The sequence below is a fragment of the Allorhizobium sp. NPDC080224 genome (genome assembly GCF_050281005.1).
Lineage (GTDB): Bacteria > Pseudomonadota > Alphaproteobacteria > Rhizobiales > Rhizobiaceae > Allorhizobium.
This window is the reverse complement of the sequence record NZ_JBNNWJ010000001.1, coordinates 3,261,110-3,284,096: the sequence shown is the minus strand read 5'-3', so window position 1 is coordinate 3,284,096 and position 22,987 is coordinate 3,261,110. Positions and strand designations below refer to the sequence as shown.

22 protein-coding genes are annotated in these 22,987 nt (G+C 61.5%); 12 read left to right on the top strand and 10 right to left on the bottom strand.

From position 1 onward, the window contains the following. The first annotated feature begins 12 nt into the window (after nucleotides 1–12). The 3 genes from ACQKP1_RS16190 to ACQKP1_RS16180 all read left to right on the top strand — a co-directional run bounded on the left by ACQKP1_RS16190 (nucleotide 13) and on the right by ACQKP1_RS16180 (nucleotide 2,892). Entirely contained in the window at nucleotides 13–975 is a 963-nt protein-coding gene (locus ACQKP1_RS16190) for a 2-hydroxyacid dehydrogenase (RefSeq protein ID WP_427276039.1), read from the top strand. Between the two features lie 75 nt (nucleotides 976–1,050). Next, the gene (locus ACQKP1_RS16185; protein WP_427276038.1) at nucleotides 1,051–1,530 is read left to right on the top strand and encodes a hypothetical protein; all 480 of its coding nucleotides are present in this window, start codon (nucleotides 1,051–1,053) and stop codon (nucleotides 1,528–1,530) included. A gap of 255 nt (nucleotides 1,531–1,785) precedes the next feature. Further along, the gene (locus tag ACQKP1_RS16180) at nucleotides 1,786–2,892 is read left to right on the top strand and encodes a TRAP transporter substrate-binding protein (protein ID WP_006726951.1); all 1,107 of its coding nucleotides are present in this window, start codon (nucleotides 1,786–1,788) and stop codon (nucleotides 2,890–2,892) included. A 141-nt stretch (nucleotides 2,893–3,033) separates the two neighbouring features. Here the strand turns inward: ACQKP1_RS16180 and ACQKP1_RS16175 are convergent, their stop codons facing one another. Next, a complete protein-coding gene (locus ACQKP1_RS16175) occupies nucleotides 3,034–4,875 on the bottom strand; it encodes a TRAP transporter large permease (protein ID WP_427276037.1) in 1,842 nt (613 codons plus the stop codon). Nucleotide 4,876: 1 nt separating this feature from the next. Continuing rightward, nucleotides 4,877–5,428: a TRAP transporter small permease subunit gene (locus tag ACQKP1_RS16170; RefSeq protein WP_006726949.1), complete on the bottom strand. Its 552-nt coding sequence runs from the start codon at nucleotides 5,426–5,428 to the stop codon at nucleotides 4,877–4,879. Nucleotides 5,429–5,805: 377 nt separating this feature from the next. On the opposite strand from ACQKP1_RS16170, the gene ACQKP1_RS16165 reads away from it, so the two are divergent. The 3 genes from ACQKP1_RS16165 (at nucleotide 5,806) to ACQKP1_RS16155 (ending at nucleotide 9,403) form a co-directional block, all read left to right on the top strand. Beyond that, on the top strand, nucleotides 5,806–8,115 hold the full coding sequence (locus ACQKP1_RS16165; RefSeq protein ID WP_427276036.1) for a putative bifunctional diguanylate cyclase/phosphodiesterase: 2,310 nt from the start codon (nucleotides 5,806–5,808) through the stop codon (nucleotides 8,113–8,115). A 181-nt stretch (nucleotides 8,116–8,296) separates the two neighbouring features. Further along, a complete protein-coding gene (locus ACQKP1_RS16160; protein WP_427276035.1) occupies nucleotides 8,297–9,046 on the top strand; it encodes an N-acyl amino acid synthase FeeM domain-containing protein in 750 nt (249 codons plus the stop codon). A 132-nt stretch (nucleotides 9,047–9,178) separates the two neighbouring features. Further along, nucleotides 9,179–9,403, top strand: a complete 225-nt coding sequence (locus tag ACQKP1_RS16155; RefSeq protein WP_185808792.1) for an aa3-type cytochrome c oxidase subunit IV — start codon at nucleotides 9,179–9,181, stop codon at nucleotides 9,401–9,403. 141 nt (nucleotides 9,404–9,544) lie between these two features. On the opposite strand, the gene ACQKP1_RS16150 is transcribed toward ACQKP1_RS16155, so the two are convergent. Then, nucleotides 9,545–10,411: a tetratricopeptide repeat protein gene (locus ACQKP1_RS16150; RefSeq protein ID WP_427276034.1), complete on the bottom strand. Its 867-nt coding sequence runs from the start codon at nucleotides 10,409–10,411 to the stop codon at nucleotides 9,545–9,547. A 138-nt stretch (nucleotides 10,412–10,549) separates the two neighbouring features. Continuing rightward, nucleotides 10,550–10,777 (bottom strand): 30S ribosomal protein S21, encoded by a 228-nt coding sequence (rpsU, locus tag ACQKP1_RS16145; protein ID WP_054148188.1) that lies wholly within the window; start codon nucleotides 10,775–10,777, stop codon nucleotides 10,550–10,552. Nucleotides 10,778–11,081: 304 nt separating this feature from the next. Between rpsU and ACQKP1_RS16140 the strand changes: the two genes are divergently transcribed. The 6 genes from ACQKP1_RS16140 to ACQKP1_RS16115 all read left to right on the top strand — a co-directional run bounded on the left by ACQKP1_RS16140 (nucleotide 11,082) and on the right by ACQKP1_RS16115 (nucleotide 17,026). Beyond that, on the top strand, nucleotides 11,082–12,335 hold the full coding sequence (locus ACQKP1_RS16140) for a sarcosine oxidase subunit beta family protein (RefSeq protein ID WP_427276033.1): 1,254 nt from the start codon (nucleotides 11,082–11,084) through the stop codon (nucleotides 12,333–12,335). 17 nt (nucleotides 12,336–12,352) lie between these two features. Beyond that, nucleotides 12,353–12,673 (top strand): sarcosine oxidase subunit delta, encoded by a 321-nt coding sequence (locus ACQKP1_RS16135; RefSeq protein ID WP_054148190.1) that lies wholly within the window; start codon nucleotides 12,353–12,355, stop codon nucleotides 12,671–12,673. Beyond that, nucleotides 12,670–15,663, top strand: a complete 2,994-nt coding sequence (locus ACQKP1_RS16130; RefSeq protein WP_427276032.1) for a sarcosine oxidase subunit alpha — start codon at nucleotides 12,670–12,672, stop codon at nucleotides 15,661–15,663. The genes ACQKP1_RS16135 and ACQKP1_RS16130 overlap by 4 nt, the downstream gene beginning before the upstream one ends. Beyond that, nucleotides 15,656–16,210: a sarcosine oxidase subunit gamma gene (locus ACQKP1_RS16125; RefSeq protein ID WP_427276031.1), complete on the top strand. Its 555-nt coding sequence runs from the start codon at nucleotides 15,656–15,658 to the stop codon at nucleotides 16,208–16,210. Before ACQKP1_RS16130 ends, ACQKP1_RS16125 begins: the two co-directional genes overlap by 8 nt. 211 nt (nucleotides 16,211–16,421) lie before the next feature. Beyond that, nucleotides 16,422–16,661 (top strand): antitoxin MazE family protein, encoded by a 240-nt coding sequence (locus ACQKP1_RS16120; RefSeq protein WP_203017587.1) that lies wholly within the window; start codon nucleotides 16,422–16,424, stop codon nucleotides 16,659–16,661. Beyond that, a complete protein-coding gene (locus tag ACQKP1_RS16115; protein ID WP_203017586.1) occupies nucleotides 16,658–17,026 on the top strand; it encodes a type II toxin-antitoxin system PemK/MazF family toxin in 369 nt (122 codons plus the stop codon). Before ACQKP1_RS16120 ends, ACQKP1_RS16115 begins: the two co-directional genes overlap by 4 nt. 58 nt (nucleotides 17,027–17,084) lie before the next feature. Here the strand turns inward: ACQKP1_RS16115 and ACQKP1_RS16110 are convergent, their stop codons facing one another. From ACQKP1_RS16110 to arsB, 6 genes are all read right to left on the bottom strand, one after another. Further along, nucleotides 17,085–18,152, bottom strand: coding sequence for a DUF2332 domain-containing protein (locus ACQKP1_RS16110; RefSeq protein ID WP_427276030.1), 1,068 nt, complete (start codon nucleotides 18,150–18,152; stop codon nucleotides 17,085–17,087). 20 nt (nucleotides 18,153–18,172) lie between these two features. Continuing rightward, nucleotides 18,173–18,661, bottom strand: coding sequence for a MaoC family dehydratase (locus ACQKP1_RS16105; protein ID WP_203017584.1), 489 nt, complete (start codon nucleotides 18,659–18,661; stop codon nucleotides 18,173–18,175). An 87-nt stretch (nucleotides 18,662–18,748) separates the two neighbouring features. After that, on the bottom strand, nucleotides 18,749–20,710 hold the full coding sequence (gene glgX, locus ACQKP1_RS16100) for a glycogen debranching protein GlgX (RefSeq protein ID WP_427276029.1): 1,962 nt from the start codon (nucleotides 20,708–20,710) through the stop codon (nucleotides 18,749–18,751). Nucleotides 20,711–20,790: 80 nt separating this feature from the next. Further along, nucleotides 20,791–21,519, bottom strand: coding sequence for an arsenical resistance protein ArsH (arsH, locus tag ACQKP1_RS16095; RefSeq protein WP_427276028.1), 729 nt, complete (start codon nucleotides 21,517–21,519; stop codon nucleotides 20,791–20,793). Further along, the gene (gene arsC / locus ACQKP1_RS16090) at nucleotides 21,494–21,919 is read right to left on the bottom strand and encodes an arsenate reductase (glutaredoxin) (RefSeq protein WP_427276027.1); all 426 of its coding nucleotides are present in this window, start codon (nucleotides 21,917–21,919) and stop codon (nucleotides 21,494–21,496) included. Before arsC ends, arsH begins: the two co-directional genes overlap by 26 nt. Before the next feature lie 6 nt (nucleotides 21,920–21,925). Next, a complete protein-coding gene (gene arsB, locus ACQKP1_RS16085; RefSeq protein WP_427276026.1) occupies nucleotides 21,926–22,984 on the bottom strand; it encodes an ACR3 family arsenite efflux transporter in 1,059 nt (352 codons plus the stop codon). Nucleotides 22,985–22,987: the final 3 nt, after the last annotated feature.

The following is a 22,987-nucleotide window of genomic DNA, read 5'->3' as shown; positions in this document are numbered from 1 at the left end:
AAGGAGACAGCCATGTCCGATCGCCCCCTCGTGCTTATTCCAGGCCGCATTCATCCGCGCGTCCGTGACCGTCTTTCGGATCGGTTCGACCTTCTGGAAATCGCCGATGCCACTGCCGCAGATGTGGACGCGGACAGGTTGGAGCGGGTGCGCGGCGCTGCGGTCTCCGGCCGATTTCCGGCTTCGCTGATCGAGCGTTTGCCGAAACTCGAGGTGATCGGCAGCTTCGGCGTCGGCTATGACGGCGTGGATGTGAAGGCGGCCGCTGCTGCGGGGATGGTGGTCACGAATACGCCCGACGTGCTGAACAATGAGGTGGCCGATACGGCGATTGCGCTTCTCCTCAACACCATGCGCCAGTTCTATTTCGCCGAGCGCTATCTGCGTGACGGTCGCTGGGAAAAGGAGGGAGCCTTTCCGCTCTCGCCGCTCTCGCTCAAGGGGCGCAAGATCGGCCTTCATGGTCTTGGCCGGATCGGCATGGAGATTGCCAACCGTCTCCTGCCGTTCAAGGTCGAACTTGCCTATCACACGCGGCGACCCCGCACGGATGTCGATTTTGCCTATCACGACACCCTTGTGGGCCTTGCGGAAGCGGTCGATGTGCTGATCTCCATCGTCCCGTCGACGCCGGAGACCAAGGGTGCAATCAATGCCGAAGTCCTCGCCGCACTCGGACCGAATGGCGTGCTCATCAATGTCGGTCGCGGTTCGACAGTTGACGAGCCTGCGCTGATTGCCGCCCTTCAGGCTGGGACGATCGCTGCTGCAGGCCTCGATGTCTTTGCCGACGAACCTCGCGTGCCCCAGGATCTTATCGATCTGCCGAATGTCTCGTTGTTGCCGCATGTCGCGTCGGCCTCTGTCCCGACGCGTGACGCCATGGCCGATCTCGTCGTCGACAATATCGTCAGCTGGTTCGACACGGGACGGCCGCTCACACCGGTTCCGGAAACGCCGCTTCCGAAGAGCTGATTCGGCGGTCAGCCTTCCGCAAGCTTGCCGGTGCATCCTGTTCCGACATGGGGTCTCGAGCGGAAGGATGCTCCGATGAAGTCCTCTCTCGCCATCGTGGCGACAGTCCTCCTGTGTGCAGGTATCTCAGCGGTCGGGCTCAGTATCTGGGCTTTGCCGCAGCGCGCTGAGCGAATGGCCGCCGATCCGATCGTGCTCGGCACAATTCCACCTGCCAGTCATGCGCCGTCAGCCTTTGCTGCCAGGCTGCATGCGGCTTCGGTCTCACCGCCGGCCCTGTTTTCCGTGTCCAACTTCACGCGGAAAACCGTCTGTCTCGTGGAGCGCGGTGCCGCGCTCACCAGTCGCAGTCGCGACTTCTTCGCTCCACCCGATTGCGAAGAGGTCTGGCCCGGTCTGGCGCGGGCGACCACCTGGACCCAGCACCAGGATGGCAGCGTAACAATCAGCGACCCCGGTGGGGCAACCTTGCTGACACTGGTTCGAGGACGGCACTTTTCCTATGAGGTGACGGATAATCCAGGGGCGGATCTGGCGCTCCTGATGCTGCCCTGAGCGTCCGTGGAATGGCACATAGGCGTTGTGGCTTTGTGCAGTAAAGCCGCTCCGGTTGTGTTGTCTCTTTTTCGCCTTTACATGTTCGCGCTAACATAGCGGCTGCCCTCTACAGGCACGCTCAAGTGAAAGCTCTCATCCAAAAGAATAGAGTCCAAGCGCTTGAATCGCTTTAGACAAAATGGTTAGCTCGCGCATCGCTGCCGGGAGGGGCCGACGATGCCCGCCGGTGGGGCAACAACTGGGAGGTAGTTCATGGATCGTCGTTCATTTATCAAGAAGGCTGGCGTCGCCGGTGCGGGTGCTGCGGCGTCCACCGTGCTGGCAGCACCCGCCATCGCGCAGGAAAATCCGAAAATCACCTGGCGCCTGACGTCGTCGTTCCCGAAGGCACTCGACACCATTTTCGGCGCAGCCAACGACGTGGCCGAGCGAGTGAAGGCTTCTACCAACGGCAATTTCGAAATCCAGGTCTTCACGGCTGGCGAAATCGTGCCCGGTCTGCAGGCGAATGACGCTGTTGCCGCCGGCACCGTCGAAATGTCGCATACCGCCAACTACTATTACTGGGGCAAGGACCCGACCTATGCACTGGCGACGGCCGTTCCGTTCGGTCTCAACGCGCGCCTGCAGAATGCCTGGTTCTATCAGGGCGGCGGCAACGACCTCCTCAACGAATTCTTCGCGACGCAGGGTCTCTACGGTCTGCCGACCGGCAATACCGGGGCCCAGATGGGTGGCTGGTTCCGCAAGGAAATCAACACGCTCGACGACCTCAAGGGCCTGAAGATGCGTATCGGCGGTTTCGCCGGCAAGGTCATCGAGAAGCTCGGCGTCGTGCCGCAGCAGATCGCCGGCGGCGACATCTATCCGGCGCTGGAAAAGGGTACCATCGATGCCACCGAGTGGGTCGGTCCCTATGACGACCAGAAGCTCGGCTTCTTCAAGGTCGCGCAGTACTACTACTATCCTGGCTGGTGGGAAGGCGGCGCTGCGCTGCACACCATGGTCAACCTGGACAAGTGGAACAGCCTGCCGGCACACTACCAGGCCATCCTTCACGACGCTTGCGCTTTCGCCAACTCCAACATGCTGGCAAAGTACGACGTGAAGAACCCGATCTCGGTCAAGGAGCTCGTCGGTTCGGGTGCTGTCCTGCGCCCGTTCAGCCAGGAGATCCTGACAGCCTGCTACGAGGCGTCTCTCGCCACCTATGAAGAGATCAATGCTTCCAACGCCGCCTTCAAGAAGATCTATGACAGCCAGCTGGCCTTCAAGAAGGACGCCTATCTCTGGATGCAGCTGCCCGACTACACCTTCGATACCTTCATGATGATGCAGCAGCGCGCCAACAAGCTCTGATCATCCGACGCTATCGCTTGTTTAAATGCAGCCCCGGTCTCTTGGCCGGGGCTTTTTCGTGTCGGCTGCAAAACGAGAAAGACCCCGGCGGTGGCCGGGGTCTTGTTCTGTGATCAATGTGGATCAAGTGGCGAGTGACCGCTACTGGATGACAGGTGGCTGGCTCAAATCCATCGCTGGAGCCGGGGCAGGCGCCGGAGCGGCCGGCGCTGCGCCTGCCGGGGGCTGCATGGCGGGCGGCTGGCCGAGGTCGAGCGGCGGGAGGCCGAAGGAGGGCGGCTGTACGCTGCCACCTGCAGGTGCCTGACCGTCGCTCCCGAGGGGTGGAAGGCCGAAGGACGGCATGGTCGTTCCGCCATCGCCCGAGGGCTGCGGGATGGTGATCTGGATCGTGCTTGGATCCTGCACCACTGCGTCGCCCTTGTAATGCATCACCAAACCGGGGAAGGCGATGACCGTGACGATCGCCAGGAACTGTATGATGATGAAGGGCAACACCCCCTTGTAGATCTCCAGTGTCTTGATGCCGTCGCGCATCTGTCCCGTCACCTTATCCTTCCATTGCCCCTCGGGTGCGACGGATCTGAGATAGAAGAGCGAGAAGCCGAAGGGTGGCGTCAGGAAGGAGGTCTGCAGGTTGAGGCCGAGAATGATGCCGAACCAGACCAGATCGATCCCGAGGCTCTGGGCAACGGGTACGAGGAGCGGCACCATGATGAAGGCAATCTCGAAGAAGTCGAGGAAGCAGCCAAGGATGAAGATGATGATCGTGACCACGATCAGGAAGCCGTATTCGCCGCCGGGAAGGGCGAGCAGCAGGTCCTCGACCCAGACCTGGCCGTTGATGCCGTAGAAGGTCAGGCCGAAGACGCGTGCGCCGATCAGGATCATCATGACGAAGGCAGACAGGCGCGTCGTGGCGTCCAGCGCATTCTTCAGGATGGGCAGGCTCAGACGCCCCTTCACCGCTGCGATGATCAGCGCGCCTGTAGCCCCCATGGCGCCGCCTTCGGTCGGTGTCGCGATGCCGAGGAAGATCGTGCCGAGAACAAGGAAGATCAGTGCCAGCGGCGGGACGATGACGATGATGACTTCCTGTGCCAGGCGCGAGATGACATTGAGGTTCATGCCGCGATTGATCAGGGCAAAGCCATAGACGGAGACGACGGCGAAGGCGAGGGCCGCGACCAGCTGCCATTCCGCGCTGGCGATGCCAGTGAACAGCAGGTGGTATCCGAGGAAGTAGAGACCCGTGCCGATCGCAATCATGACCAGGAGGGAGGTCACGCCATCGCCCAGCGTGCGCGCTTCCTTGGGCAGGGCAGGGGCCCATTCCGGTTTGACGAGCGTCACGGCGAAGATATAGGCGCAATAGGCGGCGATGACCATCAGTGCCGGATAGAGCGCGCCGACATACATGTCGCCGACCGAGCGGCCGAGCTGGTCGGCCATGACGATCAGAACGAGCGAAGGCGGGACGATCTGGGCGAGAGTACCGGAGGCGGCAATCGTGCCGGAGGCCAGCGGGCCATTGTACTTGTAGCGCAGCATGATCGGCAGCGAGATCAGGCCCATGGCCATGACCGATGCTGCTACCACGCCCGTGGTGGCGCCGAGCAGGGCGCCCACCAGGATGACCGCGTAGGCGAGACCACCGCGGATCGGCCCGAAGAGCTGGCCGATCGTGTCGAGAAGGTCCTCGGCCATCCGCGATCGTTCGAGGATGATCCCCATCAGGGTGAAGAACGGGATCGACAGCAGCGTGTCGTTATACATGATCCCGTAGATGCGTTCCGGGTGGGACTGCAGCAGCGGCCAGAACAGGCGGATCTCGGACGAGATGTGTGAGAGTTCGACCCCGACGACGAAATAGATCAAGCCGCCGGCAGCGAGCGTGAAAGCGACCGGATAGCCGAGCAGCAGCATGGCCATGACGGTCGTGAACATGATCGGCGCGAGATTGTGGGCGATAAGGTCGATCATCTCAGGCCTCCTTGCCTTCGGGCTGCGGCGCGACCGTATGCGGGTCCTCGATCCGGCCCATCAAGACGGCGGCGCGCTTGATGATTTCGGAGAAAGCCTGTGCGGTCAGCAGGATGAAGCCGATCAGGACGACGGCCTTCGCGGGCCAGATGATCAGGCCACCAGCGCTCGACGAAACTTCGCCGGAGCGGAAGGACAGCCAGAACCAGGGCCAGGCCAGATAGGCCATTAGGAAGGAGAAGGGTACCAGGAAGATGATGTGCAGTATCAAGTCGAGCCAGTCGCGCGTGCGCTTCTTCCAGCTCCCTGACAGGATATCGATGCGGATATGCTCGTTGCGGAGCAGGGCATAGGCGGCGGCGAGCATGAAGACGGTTCCGTAAAGGTACCATTGCAGCTCAAGCCAGGCGTTCGACGAGATATCGAAGATCTTGCGAATGACGGCATTGCCGGCGCTGATCAGGACGGCGGCCAGGAGCAGCCAGGAAACCCAGCGCCCGATGGCCCCGTTGATCGCATCGATCAGCCGAGAAACAGCCAACAGGATTGTCATTGTGTTTGTTCTCCCCTTGTCTTTTCGTGCTTAGAGCAATGGCAAACCACGCGCAACTGGACTGCGTGGATCCGCCCGCGGGGGCAACGAAAGTTGAATTGTCGGAGGGATGCAGCCGGGGCTGGCGCTGGCTTTACGCCTGCGCGCGCCGCTTGTGCTCGCTTGCATTTTAACGGTTTCGATATGTCGCCTTTAAGAGGTTCTCGCTTAGTGGTTTGCGTGTCACCTCGAAGCAGTGCATTTTAGAACTTGCTTCGTTTTGCGTGTGACTGTGACGTTTTAGGACATGCTTTTCGCCGCAAAACAGGCACAAGGACTGGAAGAGACATCATTTGAAAACTGAGGTTTCGCGTCCAACCTTGCCGGGAGGGCAGATCATGAAGACCGAGAAGCGGCACGATCAGAATGTGCCCACGGATGTGTATCTGTCGTTCGTCAGCTCTCTGTTCGACAACCGTTTCACGCTGTTTACCGGCATGGTTGTCCACATCCTCACCTTCGTCACGGTCTATGTGCAGACGGGAGCGTCCTTCTACCTCTTCTTATGCGCCTGCTTCGTCGCCGTCTTCTCGTTCCGGCTCCATTCTTTCTTCGTCTTCGATCGCGAGGACAAGTCGAAGCTGACACGGCAGCAGATCGCGGCCTGGGAGCGCCGCTATGTCATCGGCGGTGCGTCAACTGCTGCAATCCTGGGCGTCGGCAGCGGCTACGCGATGCTCGCCTTTGAAGACACATTCGCGGAACTTGCCTGCATAGCCGTCACCATGGCCTCAATGGTATCCGTTGTCGGTCGCAATTATGGTTCAAGGCTTGCTGTCGATCTGCAGACTTTGGCGTGCTGTGTGCCCATGATCATTGGCAGTCTTCTTGCACAGGATCTCTTCAAGGCGCTGTTGTCGCTGATGCTCGTGCCCTTTGGCCTCACCGTGCGCTCGATGGCCAATGGTGTGCGCGACTTTCTCTATGAGAATGTCCTGGCCTCGCGCGAAATGGCAAAAATTGCCGACCGCTTCGACACGGCTCTCAGCAACATGACGCATGGTCTGTTGATGCTTGATCCGAACAATCGGATCGAGGTGGTCAATCGGAAGGCCTGCGAATTGCTCAACCTGGGGGACCGTCGCCGCCTCGTCGGCTGTGATCTCGACGTCGTTCTGCGCTATGGCGTCCGCCATACGTTTGTGGACGGGGCCATGTCGAGCCTTCTGCAAAAGCAACTCGTCCATCTCGTGCAAGGCCTCTCAAGCCGCGCGCTCATGCATTTCTCCGAGGACCTGGTGCTGGAATTCTCCGCCAAGCGGCGCGACGAAGGCGGGGTCGTGTTGATCTTCGAAGATGTCACAGCCCGGGTACATGCCGATCGCAAGATCCTTCACATGGCGCGCTACGATAGTCTGACGGGGCTGCCGCAGCGGGGATACTTCATCGATCTGGTCCGCGAGCGTCTTGAGCGCTCCGGCGAGTTCGGGAGGACTGTCGGTCTGATGATCCTCGACGTCGCCGATTTCAAGCATGTGAACGATCTCAAGGGGCATCTGACCGGCGACAAGCTGCTGGTCTCCATCGCGTCCCGCCTGACGGCGTTTGCCGCGGGCAAGGCGATTGTCGGCCGACAAGTGGGCGATCACTTCATCTGCTTCTTCCCGAACGTCGAAGATCAGGATGACCTCGAAGACGTGATGCGCGGCCTGCATGCCGCCTCCAGCGCCGAGTATGATGTCGAGGGGATGCGTATCCCGGTCGTTTTTTCTGCCGGAGCGGTGCTCGTCGAGAGTGCCGCCTTCGACATGGACGACTGGCTGGTCAAGCTAGATATCGCGCTGTTCGAATCGAAGGCGCGCAGTCGGGGCAGCTTCACGCTTTTCGTCAAGGAAATGGATGCGCGTTATCTGGAGCGGCAGCGGCTGAAAGCCGATCTCCGAGCGGCCGTCGACCAGCATGCCATTACCGTCGTCTACCAGCCCATGTTCACTCCGGATGGACGCGGTCTCGTCTGTTGCGAGGCGCTTGCCCGATGGCATCATCCGGAGAAGGGGCCGATTGCGCCGAACATCTTCATCCAGATCGCGGAAGAGATGGGCATTGTCACTGAGATCACGGAGCAGGTACTGCGCCGAGCCTGTTTTGATTGCCAGACTTGGCCGGAGGCAATCGGTGTTTCGGTTAATCTTTCCGTCCACGATCTCAGGCAGGGCGATCTCGCCGCCACGGTCGAACGGATACTTTCCGAGACTGGGCTGTCGGCAAAGCGGCTGCATCTTGAGGTCACGGAAAGCAGCCTGATCGAAGAACTCACTCCCGCGCGCGCCGTTCTGGACAGGCTACGTGGTCTCGGGATCACGATTTCCATCGACGATTTCGGCACCGGCTTCTCGAGCCTCAGCTACCTGGATACCCTGCCCGTCGATGTGGTGAAGATCGATCGCTCTTTTGTTCGCAACATCGGGCAGGACGCCCGCCGATTGAAGCTTCTGCGGGGGATCGTCAGCCTGACGCGCGGTCTCGATATCGGGATTGTGGTTGAGGGGGTAGAGACGCGCGAGCAGCTATCGCTGATCAAGAAGCACAACTGCGCCGATCTCATCCAGGGCTATGTCTTCTCGATGCCCATTGCCCCCCATGCCATCGCCGCTCTCGCAGAAGAGGCCGAAGTCAACGGGATCGCGGCCCACGTCGGCGTGGCTTGACCATCCATTCTGCTGCCTGTGTCCGTGTCCCGTCATAACAGCTGATCTTCGCCAAGGCAGTTGCGAATGCGACTGTTAACCTTAATCTATCGCATTTTAATATCTTATTAATTTTCAGGGGAGCGAGGTAAAAGGATAGGTGATACCCCATGCCATCGTTTGCAGACGGCGGGGTATCAGTATGGAACTGGAAGGCTTTTCGGAACGATTGATGCGCTACCTCGATTTCATCGAGTATCGCCGGATCGAGACGCAAGAAGATTTCGAAGATATCGAGCAGTTACGTTACAAGGCCTACAAGGCAGCGAACGTGCTGCCGGTCGCGGCGCCAAGCATGATTGACGATGCTGATTTCGACCGGCACGCCTATGTTTTCGGGATCTATTATTTCGAAGAGCTAGTCAGCACGATCAGGCTTCACCACGTGACCCCAAAACACCCTCTATCCCAGTCGGCAGGTGTCTTTCCCGACGTGATGGAAGCCTACCTGGGTGCGGGACTGACCTTGATCGACCCCGCGCGTTTCGCTGTCGATCCAGATGTGGCAAGCGAGTTGCCCATTCTCCCCTACATCACTCTTCGAACGAGCATTGTCGCTGCCGCCTATTTCAAGGCGGACCGCGTGCTGCAACACGTTCGGCCGCATCATACTGCCTTTTACAAGCGCGTCTTCTATGCGGAAACTGTCGTCGAGCGGCGGATGACCGAGATCTATGGTCTCGAGCTCACACTCATGGCCACCAATACCCACACGACGGGTGCAAAACTGCTCAAGCGCTATCCCTTCTTCGATTCCGGGGTGCACGAGCGCCGCCTGATGTTCGGACGTGGGGAGGGGCCGCTGTCGACCACGCCGCTGACGGTTCTGCCTTCGGCGCGGCTCGTGGCGGCGGGAAAGGTCACAGGCGCTGTCGCTGGTCGGGATTATTGACCACAAGCGCCGGATCCGATTGCGCTCCGCCTGCCGTTTGTGTATGCGGGGAAAAGATACATTTCTGCCCATGGTTTCGTCAGATGTGATTCCGCCGTGGTGCCGCTAGACTTAAGATTTGGGAGATCGAACATGAGCGAACATCATTCCGGTCCGGTCGAAACCGGTGCTTCTATGGACTACAAGGAGCACGAGAAGACCTATGATCTCTTCATCGCCGGCACCAAATATGGCACGGCCATCCTGGTTGCCCTGATGATCGCCATGGCCGCCGGCTTCTTCGGCGGTGCTGGCCTGCTCGGCGGGTTCTTCATCTGGATCGTGCTGTCGGTTGCCGGCGTCTTCATGATGCGCTGATCGGCGACAGAGCTTTGATTGACGCGAGGCGGTCCTGCAAAGGATCGCCTTTTTCTTTGCCATCGTCCGTCTCAATCCATCGCCATAAAAAAAACGGCGGGTCACCCCGCCGTTTTCGATGTCTTGCCTATTATTCTGGCCTCAGCTGGTCGTGCCGCGCGTGCGCGCAAGGCCCTGTTTGGCTGGCTCGTATTTGGGGTCGAGGCGCAGTGCATGGCTGTAGGACTTGGCTGCACGGGCCTTGTCGCCGCGGCGCTCATAGATCAGCGCCTGGTTGGCCCAGCTCTCGGCGATGTTGTTGTTCAGCTCGATCGCGAGGTTGAAGTCGGCGAATGCGTTGTCGTCGTCGTTCAGCGCGACATAGGAAACGCCACGGCCATTGTAGGGCTCCGGCGCGCGCGGCGAGAGCGAGATCGCCTTCGAGAAGTCGTCGATCGCCTTCGCATGGTCACCGCGCAGCTGATAGATCAGGCCGCGATTGTGGAAAGCGCGTCCGTCGGTCGTGTCGAGCTGAATGGCGCGGTTGAAGTCGCCGAAGGCCTCGTCGATCCGGCCGGCCTGACGATAGATGTTGCCGCGTCCGATATAGGCGACGTCGTAATTCGGGTTGATCTTCAGCGCCGCATTGTAGTCGGCGGCCGCTTCGACCGGCTTGCCCATGTTGCGGTAGACCAGCGCGCGGTTGGCATAGGCCTGGAAGAACTGCGGGTTCAGCTGCAGGGCGGTGTTAAAATCGTCAAGTGCCTGACGGAATTGTCCTGCGCGACCATAGGCCGAGCCGCGCACGTTGTAGCCTTCCGGATCGCGAGGATTGGACTGGATGACTGATGTCAGAGAGGCGATGTTCTCGTCAGAGCCCTGGGCTCGGTCAAGACGAATGACATCCGTGGTTTCCGTCGTGGTGGCGCAGCTTGCCAGGGTTAGCGTGGCGAGCAGGGCTGCCGCTGTGGCCAGTCGCGGCAAGCGCGAAGCCTGGGAGGCGGAGAGGAACACGGAGGTTTTCGTCATGAGGCGCATCATCCGGCGGCCGCCAGAACCCCTCGTAGGCGTCGGACAGCGCTAGTTCGTGTTGCATATCAAAAGAGCGGCGGCGATTCGTCTCGCCCCCGCCCTCATTTCATAGGAAAACGTCTAAATCTAGGCTGATCAGCGCGCGCGAGCAGGGGCCGGCAGAAGGCCTTCGCGCTGCATCTTCTTGCGGGCGAGCTTGCGGACGCGGCGAACGGCCTCGGCCTTTTCGCGTGCACGCTTCTCGGACGGCTTTTCGAAGAAATCGCGCATCTTCATTTCACGGAAAATGCCTTCGCGCTGCATTTTCTTCTTGAGAGCGCGGAGCGCCTGGTCAACGTTGTTGTCGCGGACTAGTACCTGCACGTTTATCCCGTTCCTTTGGTTTTAAGTGTTGGTCCTTCCGTCGATGGAGGTCACATCTTCGGAAACAGCGTAATGGTTCGCGCGGCCACTGAGTCCGGCGATTGGGTTGCGAGATACCAGAAGACCCAGGTGAAGTCCATATGGCGCAAGGCTTCCCGCCAATAATTTTGCGCCCTACGCTGCACTTCTTCTGGGGTGTCGAAAGACGGATGACAATGCGTCGCAAAACGGACGTCATGTCGTGGGTTGATCTGCGACCTGTATCATCCTACCCAAATGCCTGAACCACAGGAGTTTAAGGCGAATGCGCAAATATTCGGTCTTTGCCGTTGTCCGTGAGGCGATGCGTGCCCACAAGGGATGGGAGGCTCAATGGGTCTCTCCCGAGCCGCGGCAATCCTATGACGTCATCATCATCGGTGCCGGTGGCCATGGCCTGGGTGCGGCCTATTATCTGGCCAAGGAACACGGCATTACCAATGTCGCCGTGATCGAGAAGGGCTGGCTCGGCGGCGGCAATACCGGCCGTAACACGACGATCATCCGGTCCAACTATCTCTATGAAGAGAGCATGGACATCTACGAGCATTCGCTGAAGCTCTGGGAGGGGCTCAGCCAGGACCTCAACTACAATGTCATGTATTCGCCGCGCGGCGTGATGATGCTGTCGCACAATGTGCATGATCAGCAGTCGTTCAAGCGCCATGTGAATGCCAACAATCTCTACGGCATCGACAATGAGTGGCTGACGCCGGAGCAGGCCAAGGCCTTCTGCCCGCCCCTCGATATCTCGAAGAATGCCCGCTATCCGATCAATGGAGCCGCTCTCCAGCGTCGCGGCGGCACGGCGCGTCACGATGCGGTTGCCTGGGGCTACGCGCGTGCGGCATCCGATCGCGGTGTGCACATCATCCAGAATTGCGAAGTGACCGGCATCCGCCGTGGTCCGAATGGTGAAGTCACCGGCGTCGACACGACCAAGGGCTTTATCGGCGCGAAGAAGGTTGGCGTGTCCGCGGCCGGCCATTCCTCCGTCGTCATGGGCATGGCGGGCGTTCGCCTGCCCGTTCATTCGACGCCGCTCCAGGCGCTCGTCTCCGAGCCGCTGAAGCCGATCTTCCCCTGCGTGGTCATGTCGAACACCGTGCATGCCTATATCTCGCAGTCGGACAAGGGCGAGTTGGTCATCGGGGCCGGCACCGACCAGTATAATTCCTACAGCCAGACCGGCGGCATGCAGATCATCACGCATACGCTGGACGCCATCTGCGAGCTCTTCCCGATGTTCCGTCGTGTGAAGATGATGCGTCAGTGGGGCGGGATCACCGACAACACGGCCGACCGTTCGCCGATCCAGAGCATCACACCGGTTCCGAACCTCTTCGTCAATGCCGGCTGGGGGACGGGCGGCTTCAAGGCGACGCCGGGGTCTGCCAACCTCTTTGCCCATCTCATCGCCAAGGGCGAGCCGCACCGGCTGGCCCAGGGCCTGACGCTCGACCGGTTCCGCACCGGCCGCCTCATCGACGAGGCAGCCGCCGCTGCCGTGGCGCACTGAATCAGGGATCGTCCAACATGCTGGTCATCAAATGCCCCTATTGCGAAGAAGAGCGTGCCGAGCTCGAGTTTCGCGCCGCCGGTGAAGCGCATATCGCGCGCCCGGAAAACATCGCCTCGATCACCGACGAGGAATTCGCCGACTACTTCTTCCTGCGCGACAATCCGAAGGGACTGATCTTCGAACGCTGGCGCCATATCCATGGCTGCGGACGCTTCTTCAACGCGGCCCGCGACACGATCTCCGACAAGATCCTGCTGACCTACAAGGCCGGTGAGCCCATGCCCGATCCTGCAACACTGGTTGCCCCGTCTGCATCGAAGGGAGAAAAGGCATGAGCGCTGCCAATCGTATTCCCGGCAAGGGCCGCCTGACGCCGGCGCTGACCGCCCGCTTCACCATCGATGGCCGCACGCTGACCGCTTACGAGGGTGACACCGTGGCGTCTGCCATGATCGCCAACGGCATGCATCTCGCCGGTCGCTCGTTCAAGTATCACCGTCCGCGCGGCATCCTGACCGCAGGTCCGGAAGAGCCCAATGCGCTGCTTGACGTCTCGCGTGACGCTGCCCGCCGCCAGCCGAATGTGCGGGCGACCGTGCAGGAAGTCTTCGACGGGATGAAGATCGAGACGCAGAATCGCTGGCCGTCGCTGTCCCTCGATATCGGCGAGGTCAACAATCTGCTGTCGCCCTTCTTCGCTGCCGGCTTCTACTACAAGACCTTCATGTGGCCGAAGGCCGCCTGGCATCAGATCTATGAGCCCTTCATCCGTCGTGCGGCTGGTCTCGGCCATGCGCCGAAGGAAGCCGATCCGGATCATTACGCCAACCGTTATGCCCATTGCGACGTGCTTGTCATCGGTGGCGGTGCTGCCGGTCTGGCGTCTGCGCTGGCTGCCGCCCAGACGGGTGTGCGCGTGATGATCGTTGACGAGCAGCCGGAAATGGGCGGTGCCTTCCACTTCGACACCGGTGCGACCGTCGACGGCCAGAGCGGCTGGGACTGGGCGCAAGCGACCGTCGCCAAGCTCAAGGGCATGTCGAACGTCACCGTGCTCTCCCGCACGACGGCCTTCGGCTATCACAACCACAATTACGTGGCGCTGGTTGAACGCGTCACCGATCACGTCGCCAAGCCCGCCAAGAACCAGCCGCGCGAGCGTCTGTGGCAGGTGCGTGCGAAGCGCGTGATCATCGCCAGCGGTGCGATCGAACGCCATATGGTGTTCGCCAATAATGATCGCCCGGGCATCATGCTGGCAGCGGCGGGCCGCACCTATCTCAACCATTTCGGCGTGGCCGTCGGTGCCAAGGTCGGCGTCTACACGGCGCATGACTCGGCTTATGAGGCCGCGATCGATCTGAAGAAGGCAGGCGTCTCGGTGCCTGTCATCGTCGATGCGCGCGAGAAGCCGGGTGACAAGGTGCTGGCGGAAGCGCGCGCGCTCGGCATCGAGGTACTGACGGGCCATGGCGTGGTCGACACATCAGGTCGCCTTCGCGTCCGCTCGATCACCGTTCGCCGCAATGGCGGTGGTGCGAGCCGCAAGATCGAGGTCGATGCGCTCCTGATGTGCGCCGGCTGGACGCCCTCGGTACACATGTTCTCGCAGTCGCGTGGCAAGCTGAAGTTCGATGCTGCCAACCAGCGCTTCCTGCCGGATGTCTATGCCCAGGACTGCATCTGCGTGGGTGGCTGCAATGGCACCGACGACCTGCAGGCGCTGCTCGACGAGGCAACTTCTGCCGGTCTCTCCTCGGCCAAGGCTGCGGGTGCAACCGAGACGCCAGCCATCTCGCTGTCCGGCGCCAATGCATACGCCTGGACCGGCGGCATGATCGGCGCTGCCGAAGGCGCTGGCCGCGAGGACAACGTGAAGGCTTTCGTCGACTTCCAGCATGATGTCTGCGCCAAGGATATCAGGCTCGCCGTGCGCGAGGGCATGCATTCGATCGAGCATATCAAACGCTTCACGACCAACGGCATGGCGTCTGACCAGGGCAAGCTCTCCAACATGCACGGCCTTGCCATCGCGGCGGAAGTGCTGGGCAAGGAGATCCCGCAGGTCGGTCTCACCACCTTCCGCGCGCCCTATACGCCTGTGACCTTCGGCACGCTGATCAACCACTCCCGCGATGCGCTGTTTGATCCCGTGCGCAAGACGCCGATGCATGCCTATGAGGTCTCCCAGGGCGCCGTGTATGAAGATGTCGGCAACTGGAAGCGCGCCTGGTACTATCCCACGGCGGGCGAGGACATGCATGCCGCCGTCAACCGCGAATGCAAGACGGTGCGCGACGTCGCCGGCGTGTTCAACGCCTCGACCCTCGGCAAGATCGAGGTCGTGGGTCCCGATGCCGCCGCGTTCCTGAACCTCATGTACACCAATGCCTGGGACACGCTGAAGCCCGGCAAGGCGCGTTACGGCATCATGACCCGCGAAGACGGCTTCATCTATGACGATGGCGTCGTTGGACGTCTGGCCGAGGATCGCTTCCATGTGACCACCACGACGGGCGGCGCGCCGCGCGTCATGCACCACATGGAAGACTATCTGCAGACGGAATTCCCGCATCTGAAGGTCTGGCTCACCTCGACCACGGAACAATGGGCGGTCATTGCCGTCCAGGGTCCGAAGGCGCGCGACATCATCGCGCCTTTCGTCGAGGGCATCGATATCTCCAACGAAGCCTTCCCGCATATGAGCGTGGCCGAAGGCAAGTTCTGCGGCGTGCCGACGCGCCTCTTCCGCGTGTCGTTCACCGGCGAGCTTGGCTTCGAAGTCAATGTTCCCGCCGATTTCGGCGCTGATGTCTTCCGCCAGATCTGGGAGCGTGCTCAATCACTTGGTGCTTGCCTCTACGGCACCGAGACCATGCACGTGCTGCGCGCTGAGAAGGGTTACATCATCGTCGGACAGGACACCGACGGCACCCTGACGGCTGACGATGCCGGCCTCTCCTGGGCGGTGTCGAAGAAGAAGACCGACTTTGTCGGTATTCGCGGCATGAAGCGTCCGGACCTTGTCAAGGAAGGCCGCAAGCAGCTCGTCGGCATCTTCACCAAGGATCCGAACGAAGTGCTGGAAGAGGGCGCCCAGATCGTCGCCAACCCGAACCAGCCGAAGCCGATGACCATGCTGGGTCACGTGACCTCGTCCTACTGGTCGGAAAACCTGGGTCGCTCGATTGCGATTGCCATGGTGGCCGGTGGCCGCGCCCGGATGGGCGAGACGCTTTACGTGCCGATGAAGGACAAGACCATCGCGGTTGAGGTCACCGACATGGTATTCTTTGACAAGGAAGGAGGCCGCATCCATGGCTGATATGTCTGTTGCAGAGCGCAAAACCGTTCTCGCCGGCTTCCATGGCGGCAGCGCCAAGGTGCGCCTCACCCCGGCGCTTCCCGCCACCCGCGTCTCGCTGCGCGCGGGCGCCGATGCCGTCGCGGGCCTCTCCAAGGCGCTCGGTCTGACGCTTCCGACAAAGCCGAAGACGTCCGTCTCGGCCAAGGGCCGCACGGCCTTCTGGATCGGTCCGGACGAATGGTTCCTGATCGACGAGAAGGGCGCAGAGCTGATGGCCGACTGCGCCGCCTCCGGCGTCGTTCATTCGGCGACCGACATCTCCCACCGCAACACCGCGATCATCGTCTCGGGACCTGCCGCTGCCGACACTCTCAACGCGGCCTGCCCGCTCGACCTGTCGCTAGCCGCCTTCCCTGTGGGGGCGGTGACGCGCACCGTCTTCGGCAAGATCGAGATCATTCTCTATCGTGTCGAGGAGGAGACGTTCCGGGTCGAATGCTGGCGGTCCTTTGCGGAATATGCGTTTGGCATGCTCGCCGAGGGCGCGGAGGATGCTTCGCTCTGAGGGGCGGGGTGTTTCAAGGGTTTTGAGGAGGCCGGGGTGACCCGGCCTTTTTTATGAGACACGACACCCTGTCTGGTCAGGGTTGCAAAAGCCTCCTTTCTCCTCTGCACTCTGCATCGCAAAGGCTCGCAATCTCAGTCGGTCCATGATAGGTTACATGTAACTAGATTAAGGTTGTGAAACCAATGATGCGAAGCAGATGGAACCCGTCATGTCCTCTATCGCCAAACCCAAGCCGTCCCGCGTGAAGGTGAGCGAGCATCGCGCGCGCCTGCGGGCGCAAGGTTTGCGCCCGATCCAGATCTGGGTACCGGATGTCCGTGCCGCGTCATTCAAGGCGGAAGCGCACCGTCAGTCACTTGCCGTTGCAACGAGCGCTGATGCAGTGAGCGATCAGGCTTTTATCGATGCTGTCTCCGACATCGACTTCGAAGATGGTGATGACGCTTGAGACGCGGCGACATCTGGACTGTCTCGGGCGGCAAGGACTATGCGGGAAAACCTCGCCCCGTAGTCGTGGTTCAGGATGAGGTGTTTGACGCCACGGATTCCATCACCATTTGCGCCTTTACCACGGATGAAACCGACGCGCCGCTTTTTCGCCTGCCGGTGGAGCCGAATGAGCGCAATGGACTGCATTCACCGTGCCGGCTCATGGTGGACAAGATTACGACAGTGCCGAAATCCAAGATAGGAAAAAGGGTCGGACGGTTGGATGACGCCGATATCCTGCGGCTCAATCAGGCAGTTCTTGTCTTTCTGGGGCTCGCAGGTTCATCAAGGGGCAAAACCGATCAGCCAAAGAGTTCTGTATGATCCATGAGGATGGCGTATCGATCGCCATTAGCGGCACAACTCCGTTGGCCAACTCATTTCAGACGGCTGAACCTTCCCACCCCACCCATTTCACCCAGCGCCCATGAAAATCCGCCCGGCCGATCTCGCGGGTTTCGCCCGCCGGCCACAGCGTCAGCAGGAGTGCCGCACCCTCCGGCTTGCCATCGGCCTCCAGCTGCAGTCGGGCCAGCGGTGCGGCTTCCGTCGCGCGGGCACCCGCATCGGCGATCAGCGCTTCACCCTCGGCCTTCAGCGCCGGCGGCAGATATTGCCAGGCGATGGTGTGGTAGATCACGTGGGTCATGCCCGGACGCGGCGTTACCAGGCGCTTGTGCAGCCAGTCGATGGCGTCGGCCTTTTCGACCTTCATACCGCTTTCGGTGGCCATGGCAAGCGCTGCTGCCGTGCGGTCGAGGCGGTCCTGCTGATCGGCCCAGATGTAGGAGAAGAGCCGCAGGCGGTCGTCTTCTGAAGATGGGTCGAGCGGGTTGAGGTCGCAGCCGGCGCGTTCGGTGATCTGGACTGCAGCGTTTGGCGGCGGCGGGCTTTCCCAGCGTGGGGCGAGTTCGACGGCGGAGGCTTTGCCCCAGCGGAAGTCTCCCAGTTGGTAGATGTAGCAGTCCCATTGCAGGTTCAGCCCGGCGCTTGCGCCGACTTCCGAGAGGATCAGCGGTTTGCCCGTCAACGATGCGATGGTCAGGAAGCCGGGGAGCAGGGCGGAGGAGCGGCGCACCTCGTTGGTCTGCGGTGCCGACCTCAGGCGCTCCAGCATGAAGGCTTCGTCGCGGCGCAAGGCGGCTTCCACGGCGGCCCAGAGCGTGTCGTCGTCGACGGCATTTGGCGGATAGACGGCTGACAAGGCCTGATCCTGGCCGGATCGGACCAGGGCATGCAGCGTGCCGGCCAACCGGAGCGCCAGCGCGTCGCTCGTGCCGTCAGGATTGCCGGGCCAGCCGAGGATGGTCGCACCAACACGGGTCTCGTCTGTCAGCCGTTCTGCCGTCAGCGTGCAGAGGCGGGCAGTGAAGGGGGAGCCGAGATCGGCGCAGGCTTTCGTCTGGCGGCGGAAACTCTGGCGGATCTGGTCTGCCCGGTCGTCGCTCATGGTCTGAGGCGCCTTTCGTGTCAGACGCCTTCCGGGCGATCCTTCGGGTCGAACTGGGAAATGGTGATCCAGTCGGCGGTGAGAGCCGGTTTTCGCTCATCCTCGATCTCGACGGTCACATCATAGGTGTTCATCAGCATGCCCGCGCCGCGGAAGCGGGCTTCGGCGAGCTTGAAGGAGCCGCGAATGCGCTTGCCGGTGCGGACGGGTGACATGAAGCGGACTTTCTCGAAGCCGTAGTTTATGCCCATGGTCTGCTCGCGAATCTTCGGCAGGCAGTTGTAGTTCATCGCTGACAAGAGCGAGAGCGTCAGGAAGCCATGGGCAATGGTGCCGCCGAAGGGCGTTTCGGCGGCGGCGCGCACCGGGTCGGTGTGGATGAACTGGTGGTCCATGGTGGCACCGGCGAAGGCGTCGATCATGGTTTGATCGACGGTGATCCAGTCCGACACGCCCACCACGGTTCCAACGAGGCCCGGCACGTCCTTCAGCGAAATCTCTTGCGGCATGAAAATACCTGATCCTTCAATAATTCCCGCAGGCTACAGCCGCTTGATGTCATGAGGAAGAGGCTAAAGTCACTGCTGGGGAAAAACTCAGGCTTCGACCCAGAAATCGACACTGCGGGCCTTCACCGTCAGCTTGGCGGCGCTGCGCCCTGTCTCCAGGCGGCGCCATTTGCGCTTGTCGTGTGACGATGGGAGCGCGAAGTCTTTCGGTTCGGTCGATCGGTTGAAGAGCACGGCTACATTGCAGTCCTTACCCGTCTCTCGATCGATGGAGGCAAGGACCATGGCGAAGGCGCCGAGATCGGGTGTTTCCCAGTCGGCGACTGTCATGGGCAGACCGTCAGTGTTCAGCCAGCTGACATCGCCGGCACCGGTCAGGACACTGGTGTCCATGAAGCAGGAGAAGCGCTGGCGCATGGCGGCAAGCCGGGCGGTCGTTTCGATCAGTTCCTCGTCCGCCCCAGACCAGTCGAGCCAGGTGAGCGCATTGTCCTGGCAATAGGCATTGTTGTTGCCGCGTTGCGTGCGGCCGAACTCGTCGCCCGCCGTCAGCATGACGGCACCCCGGCTGGCAAACAGCGTCGAGAGCAGGGCTTCGACATCCTGCCGGCGCTTTTTCAGGATCACCTTGTCGGAGGTTTCGCCCTCGACGCCGTTGTTCCAGGAATGGTTCTCGTTGTGGCCGTCGCGGTTTTGCTCGCCATTCGCCTCGTTGTGTTTGTGCTCAAAGGACACGAGGTCGTAGAGCGAAAAGCCGTCATGGGCGGCGATGAAATTGACGCTGCGGGTCTGGCCGTGGCCGTCATGGGCGAAGAGATCGGCGGAGCCGGCGAGCGCCGTTGCAAGGTCGCCTGTCGTCCAGGCGTCGCCGCGCCAGTGGCGGCGGAAGGTGTCGCGGGCGCGGTCGTTCCATTCGAGGAAGGCGGGCGGGAAGCGGCCGAGCTGGTACCCGCCGAGCCCGATGTCCCAGGGTTCGGCGATCAGGATGCGATCCTCCAGCACTTCGTCCTCGAGGATGGCCCTGAGAGTAGGTGCGTCCTGATGGAAGCCGTCCCAGTGCCGTCCCATGATCGGTGCGAGGTCGAAGCGGAAACCGTCGATACCGGCTGACAGGACGAAGTGGCGGAGCGTATCGACGATCAGTTGACGGACGAAGGGATGGTCGCAGGCGAGCGTGTTGCCGCAGCCGGTGTCGTTGACCAGCGTACCCGGATCATCGGCCACATGGCGGAACAGCGAGCGGTTGTCGATGCCGCGTAGCGAGAGCGTGGTGCCATGCACATCGCTTTCGCCGGTGTGGTTGAAGACGAGGTCGAGGATGACGCCGATGCCTTCCGCATGAAGCGCTGCGACCGTCTCGCGCAGCTCCTTCACGCCGCCGGGCACGAGGCGCGGATCGAGCGCCATCATCGCGACGGGGTTGTAGCCCCAGCTGTTGGTGAGGCCGAGCGGGGGCAAATGCCGTTCGTCGATCCAGGCGGTGATCGGCATCAGTTCGACCATGTCGACGCCGATGCGCTTGAGATGGGCGAGGATGGTGGGATGGGCGAGGGCGGAGAGCGTGCCGCGTTGAGCGTCCGGCACCTCCGGATGCAGCATGGTGAGTGCCTTGACGTTGACCTCGTAGATGAAGCCGGTGCGCTCGCCGAGCGGCATCATGGGCTTCAGCGGCTTGTGGGCCTTCAGGATTGCCTTCGGCATCAGGGCGGCGGTATCGACCCCGAACCGTCCGAGCCTGATATCGTAGACGAAGGGGCGGTCCAGCTCGGTGGCATAAGGATCGACCAGCAGCTTGGATGGATCGTACCAATGGCCTTGAGACGGATCATAGGGGCCATGGATGCGGAAGCCATAGCGAGCGCCTTCCTTCAAACCCTCCACGAAGGCATGATGCACGTCGCCTTCGCCACGCGCCATCGAGAAGCGGGCCAGCTCGGTCTCTCCTCGCTCATCGAAGAGGCAGAGCTCTACGAGGCTTGCATGATGCGACCAAAGACGGAAATCGGCACCGGTCTTGCCGATGATGGCTCCGAGCATCGCATCCGTCATGTCTCGCCTCGTGGTCGGGTTGATTCGCTCGCCTGATGGAACAATAGCAGGCGAGCGATCTTCGGCCAGAGCCACTGCGCTCACATGGCCTTGAGGTTCACCGCTTTCACAGCCGCTTCCTTGCGTTCGCTGTAGCGATCGGTGAGGTAGTCCGAGATGTCGCGGGTGAGAAGCGTGAACTTCACCAGTTCCTCGCAGACATCGACGACGCGTTCGTAGTAGGCCGAGGGCTTCATCCGACCATCGCCGTCAAACTCCTGATATGCTTTGGCCACCGAGGACTGGTTGGGGATGGTGATCATCCGCATCCAGCGGCCGAGCAGGCGCATGGCATTGACGGCGTTGAACGACTGCGAGCCGCCGGAGACCTGCATGACAGCGAGCGTCTTGCCCTGGGTCGGGCGGACGGCGCCGACGGACAAGGGAATCCAGTCGATCTGCGCTTTCATGATGCCGGTCAGCGTGCCGTGGCGCTCTGGGCTCACCCATACCTGGCCTTCCGACCATTCGGAGAGGTCGCGCAGTTCCTGCACCTTTGGATGGCTCACCGGTGCGTCGTCGGGGAGCGGCAGGCCGGAAGGGTCGAATACCTTCACTTCTGCGCCGAAATGTTCGAGCAGGCGCTTGGCCTCCATCGCCAGAAGGCGACTGAAGGAAACCTGCCGCAGTGAGCCGTAAAGGATCAGGATCCGCGGCTTGTGGGTCGAGAAGGGGCGGCGCAGTGCCTCCAGATCCGGCATGCGCAGGTGATCGAGGTCGGCGGCGGGCAGGTCATTTTTCATATCAGACAATGCGCCTGCCCTCCGCATCGAGCACGGCCTCGCCGTCTTCCTTGACGAAGGCGGAGCTGAAGGCGTCTGGAGCCAAGATGTCGAGCACCAGCTCGGACGGGCGGCAGAGGCGGGTGCCCATGTCGGTGACGACGAGCGGGCGGTTGATCAGGATCGGCGTCGCGATCATGGCGTCGAGCAGCTGGTCGTCCGAGAGCGCGGGATCGGCGAGGCCGAGTTCCTCATAGGGCGTACCCTTTTCGCGGATTGCCTGGCGCACGGACAGGCCGGAGTCGGCGATCATCTTCGCCAGGGCTTCCTTGCTCGGCGGGGTCTTCAGATATTCGATGACATCAGGCTCGATGCCGGCATGGCGGATCAGATCCAGCGTGTTGCGCGAGGTGCCGCAAGCCGGGTTGTGATAAATGGTGACGTTCATGAAATTTCAGGCCTTTGCTTGATTGGCGGATCTGGCGGTGACGGCATGGCCGGCCTCGTACCAACCCTTGCTGCGATTGACGACGGCGACCAGTGCCAGCATCACGGGCACTTCGATCAAGACGCCGACGACGGTGGCCAAGGCGGCGCCCGAATTGAAGCCGAAGAGGCTGATGGCTGTGGCGACCGCGAGCTCGAAGAAGTTGGAGGCGCCGATCAGGGCGGAGGGGCCGGCGATGCAATGGGCTTCGCCGGTCATGCGGTTTGCCATATAGGCGAAGCCGAAGATGAAGACTGTCTGCAGGAAGATCGGCACGGCGAGGATGGCGATCACGATCGGTTGGGCGAGGATCTGGTTGCCCTGGAAAGCGAAGAGCAGGACGACAGTCAGGAGCAGGGCGCCGATCGAGAGCGGCTGTATCTGGTCCTGGAAGCGTTGCAGGGCGCGACCATCGCCGCTGCCGAGTGCTCGGCGCAGCAATTGTGCCACGATGACCGGCACGACGATGAAGAGCGCGACCGAGATCAGAAGCGTATCCCAGGGGACGATGATCGAGGAGACACCGAGCAGGATGGCGACGATCGGCGCGAAGGCCAGCACCATGACGGCATCGTTGAGTGCGACCTGGGTCAGGGTGAACGGCGCATCACCGCGGGTGAGGTTCGACCAGACGAAGACCATGGCGGTGCAAGGCGCGGCTCCCAGCAGGATGAGACCCGCGATGTAGCTGTCGATCTGATCGCTGGGCAGGAAGGGCGCAAACAGCCAGCCGATGAAGATCCAGCCAAGAACTGCCATGGAGAAGGGCTTGACTGCCCAGTTGGCAAAAAGCGTGACGCTCATGCCGCGCCAATGGGTCCCCACTTCGCGGATGGCGGCGAAGTCGATCTTCATCAACATGGGAATGATCATCAGCCAGATGAGGACGGCGACCGGCAGATTGACCTTGGCGATCTCGGCCGAGCCGATGAGCTGAAAGAGGCCGGGGAATACCGACCCGAGCGCGATGCCGGCGGCAATGGCGAGCGCGACCCAGAGGGTCAGGTAGCGTTCAAATGTGGACATGGA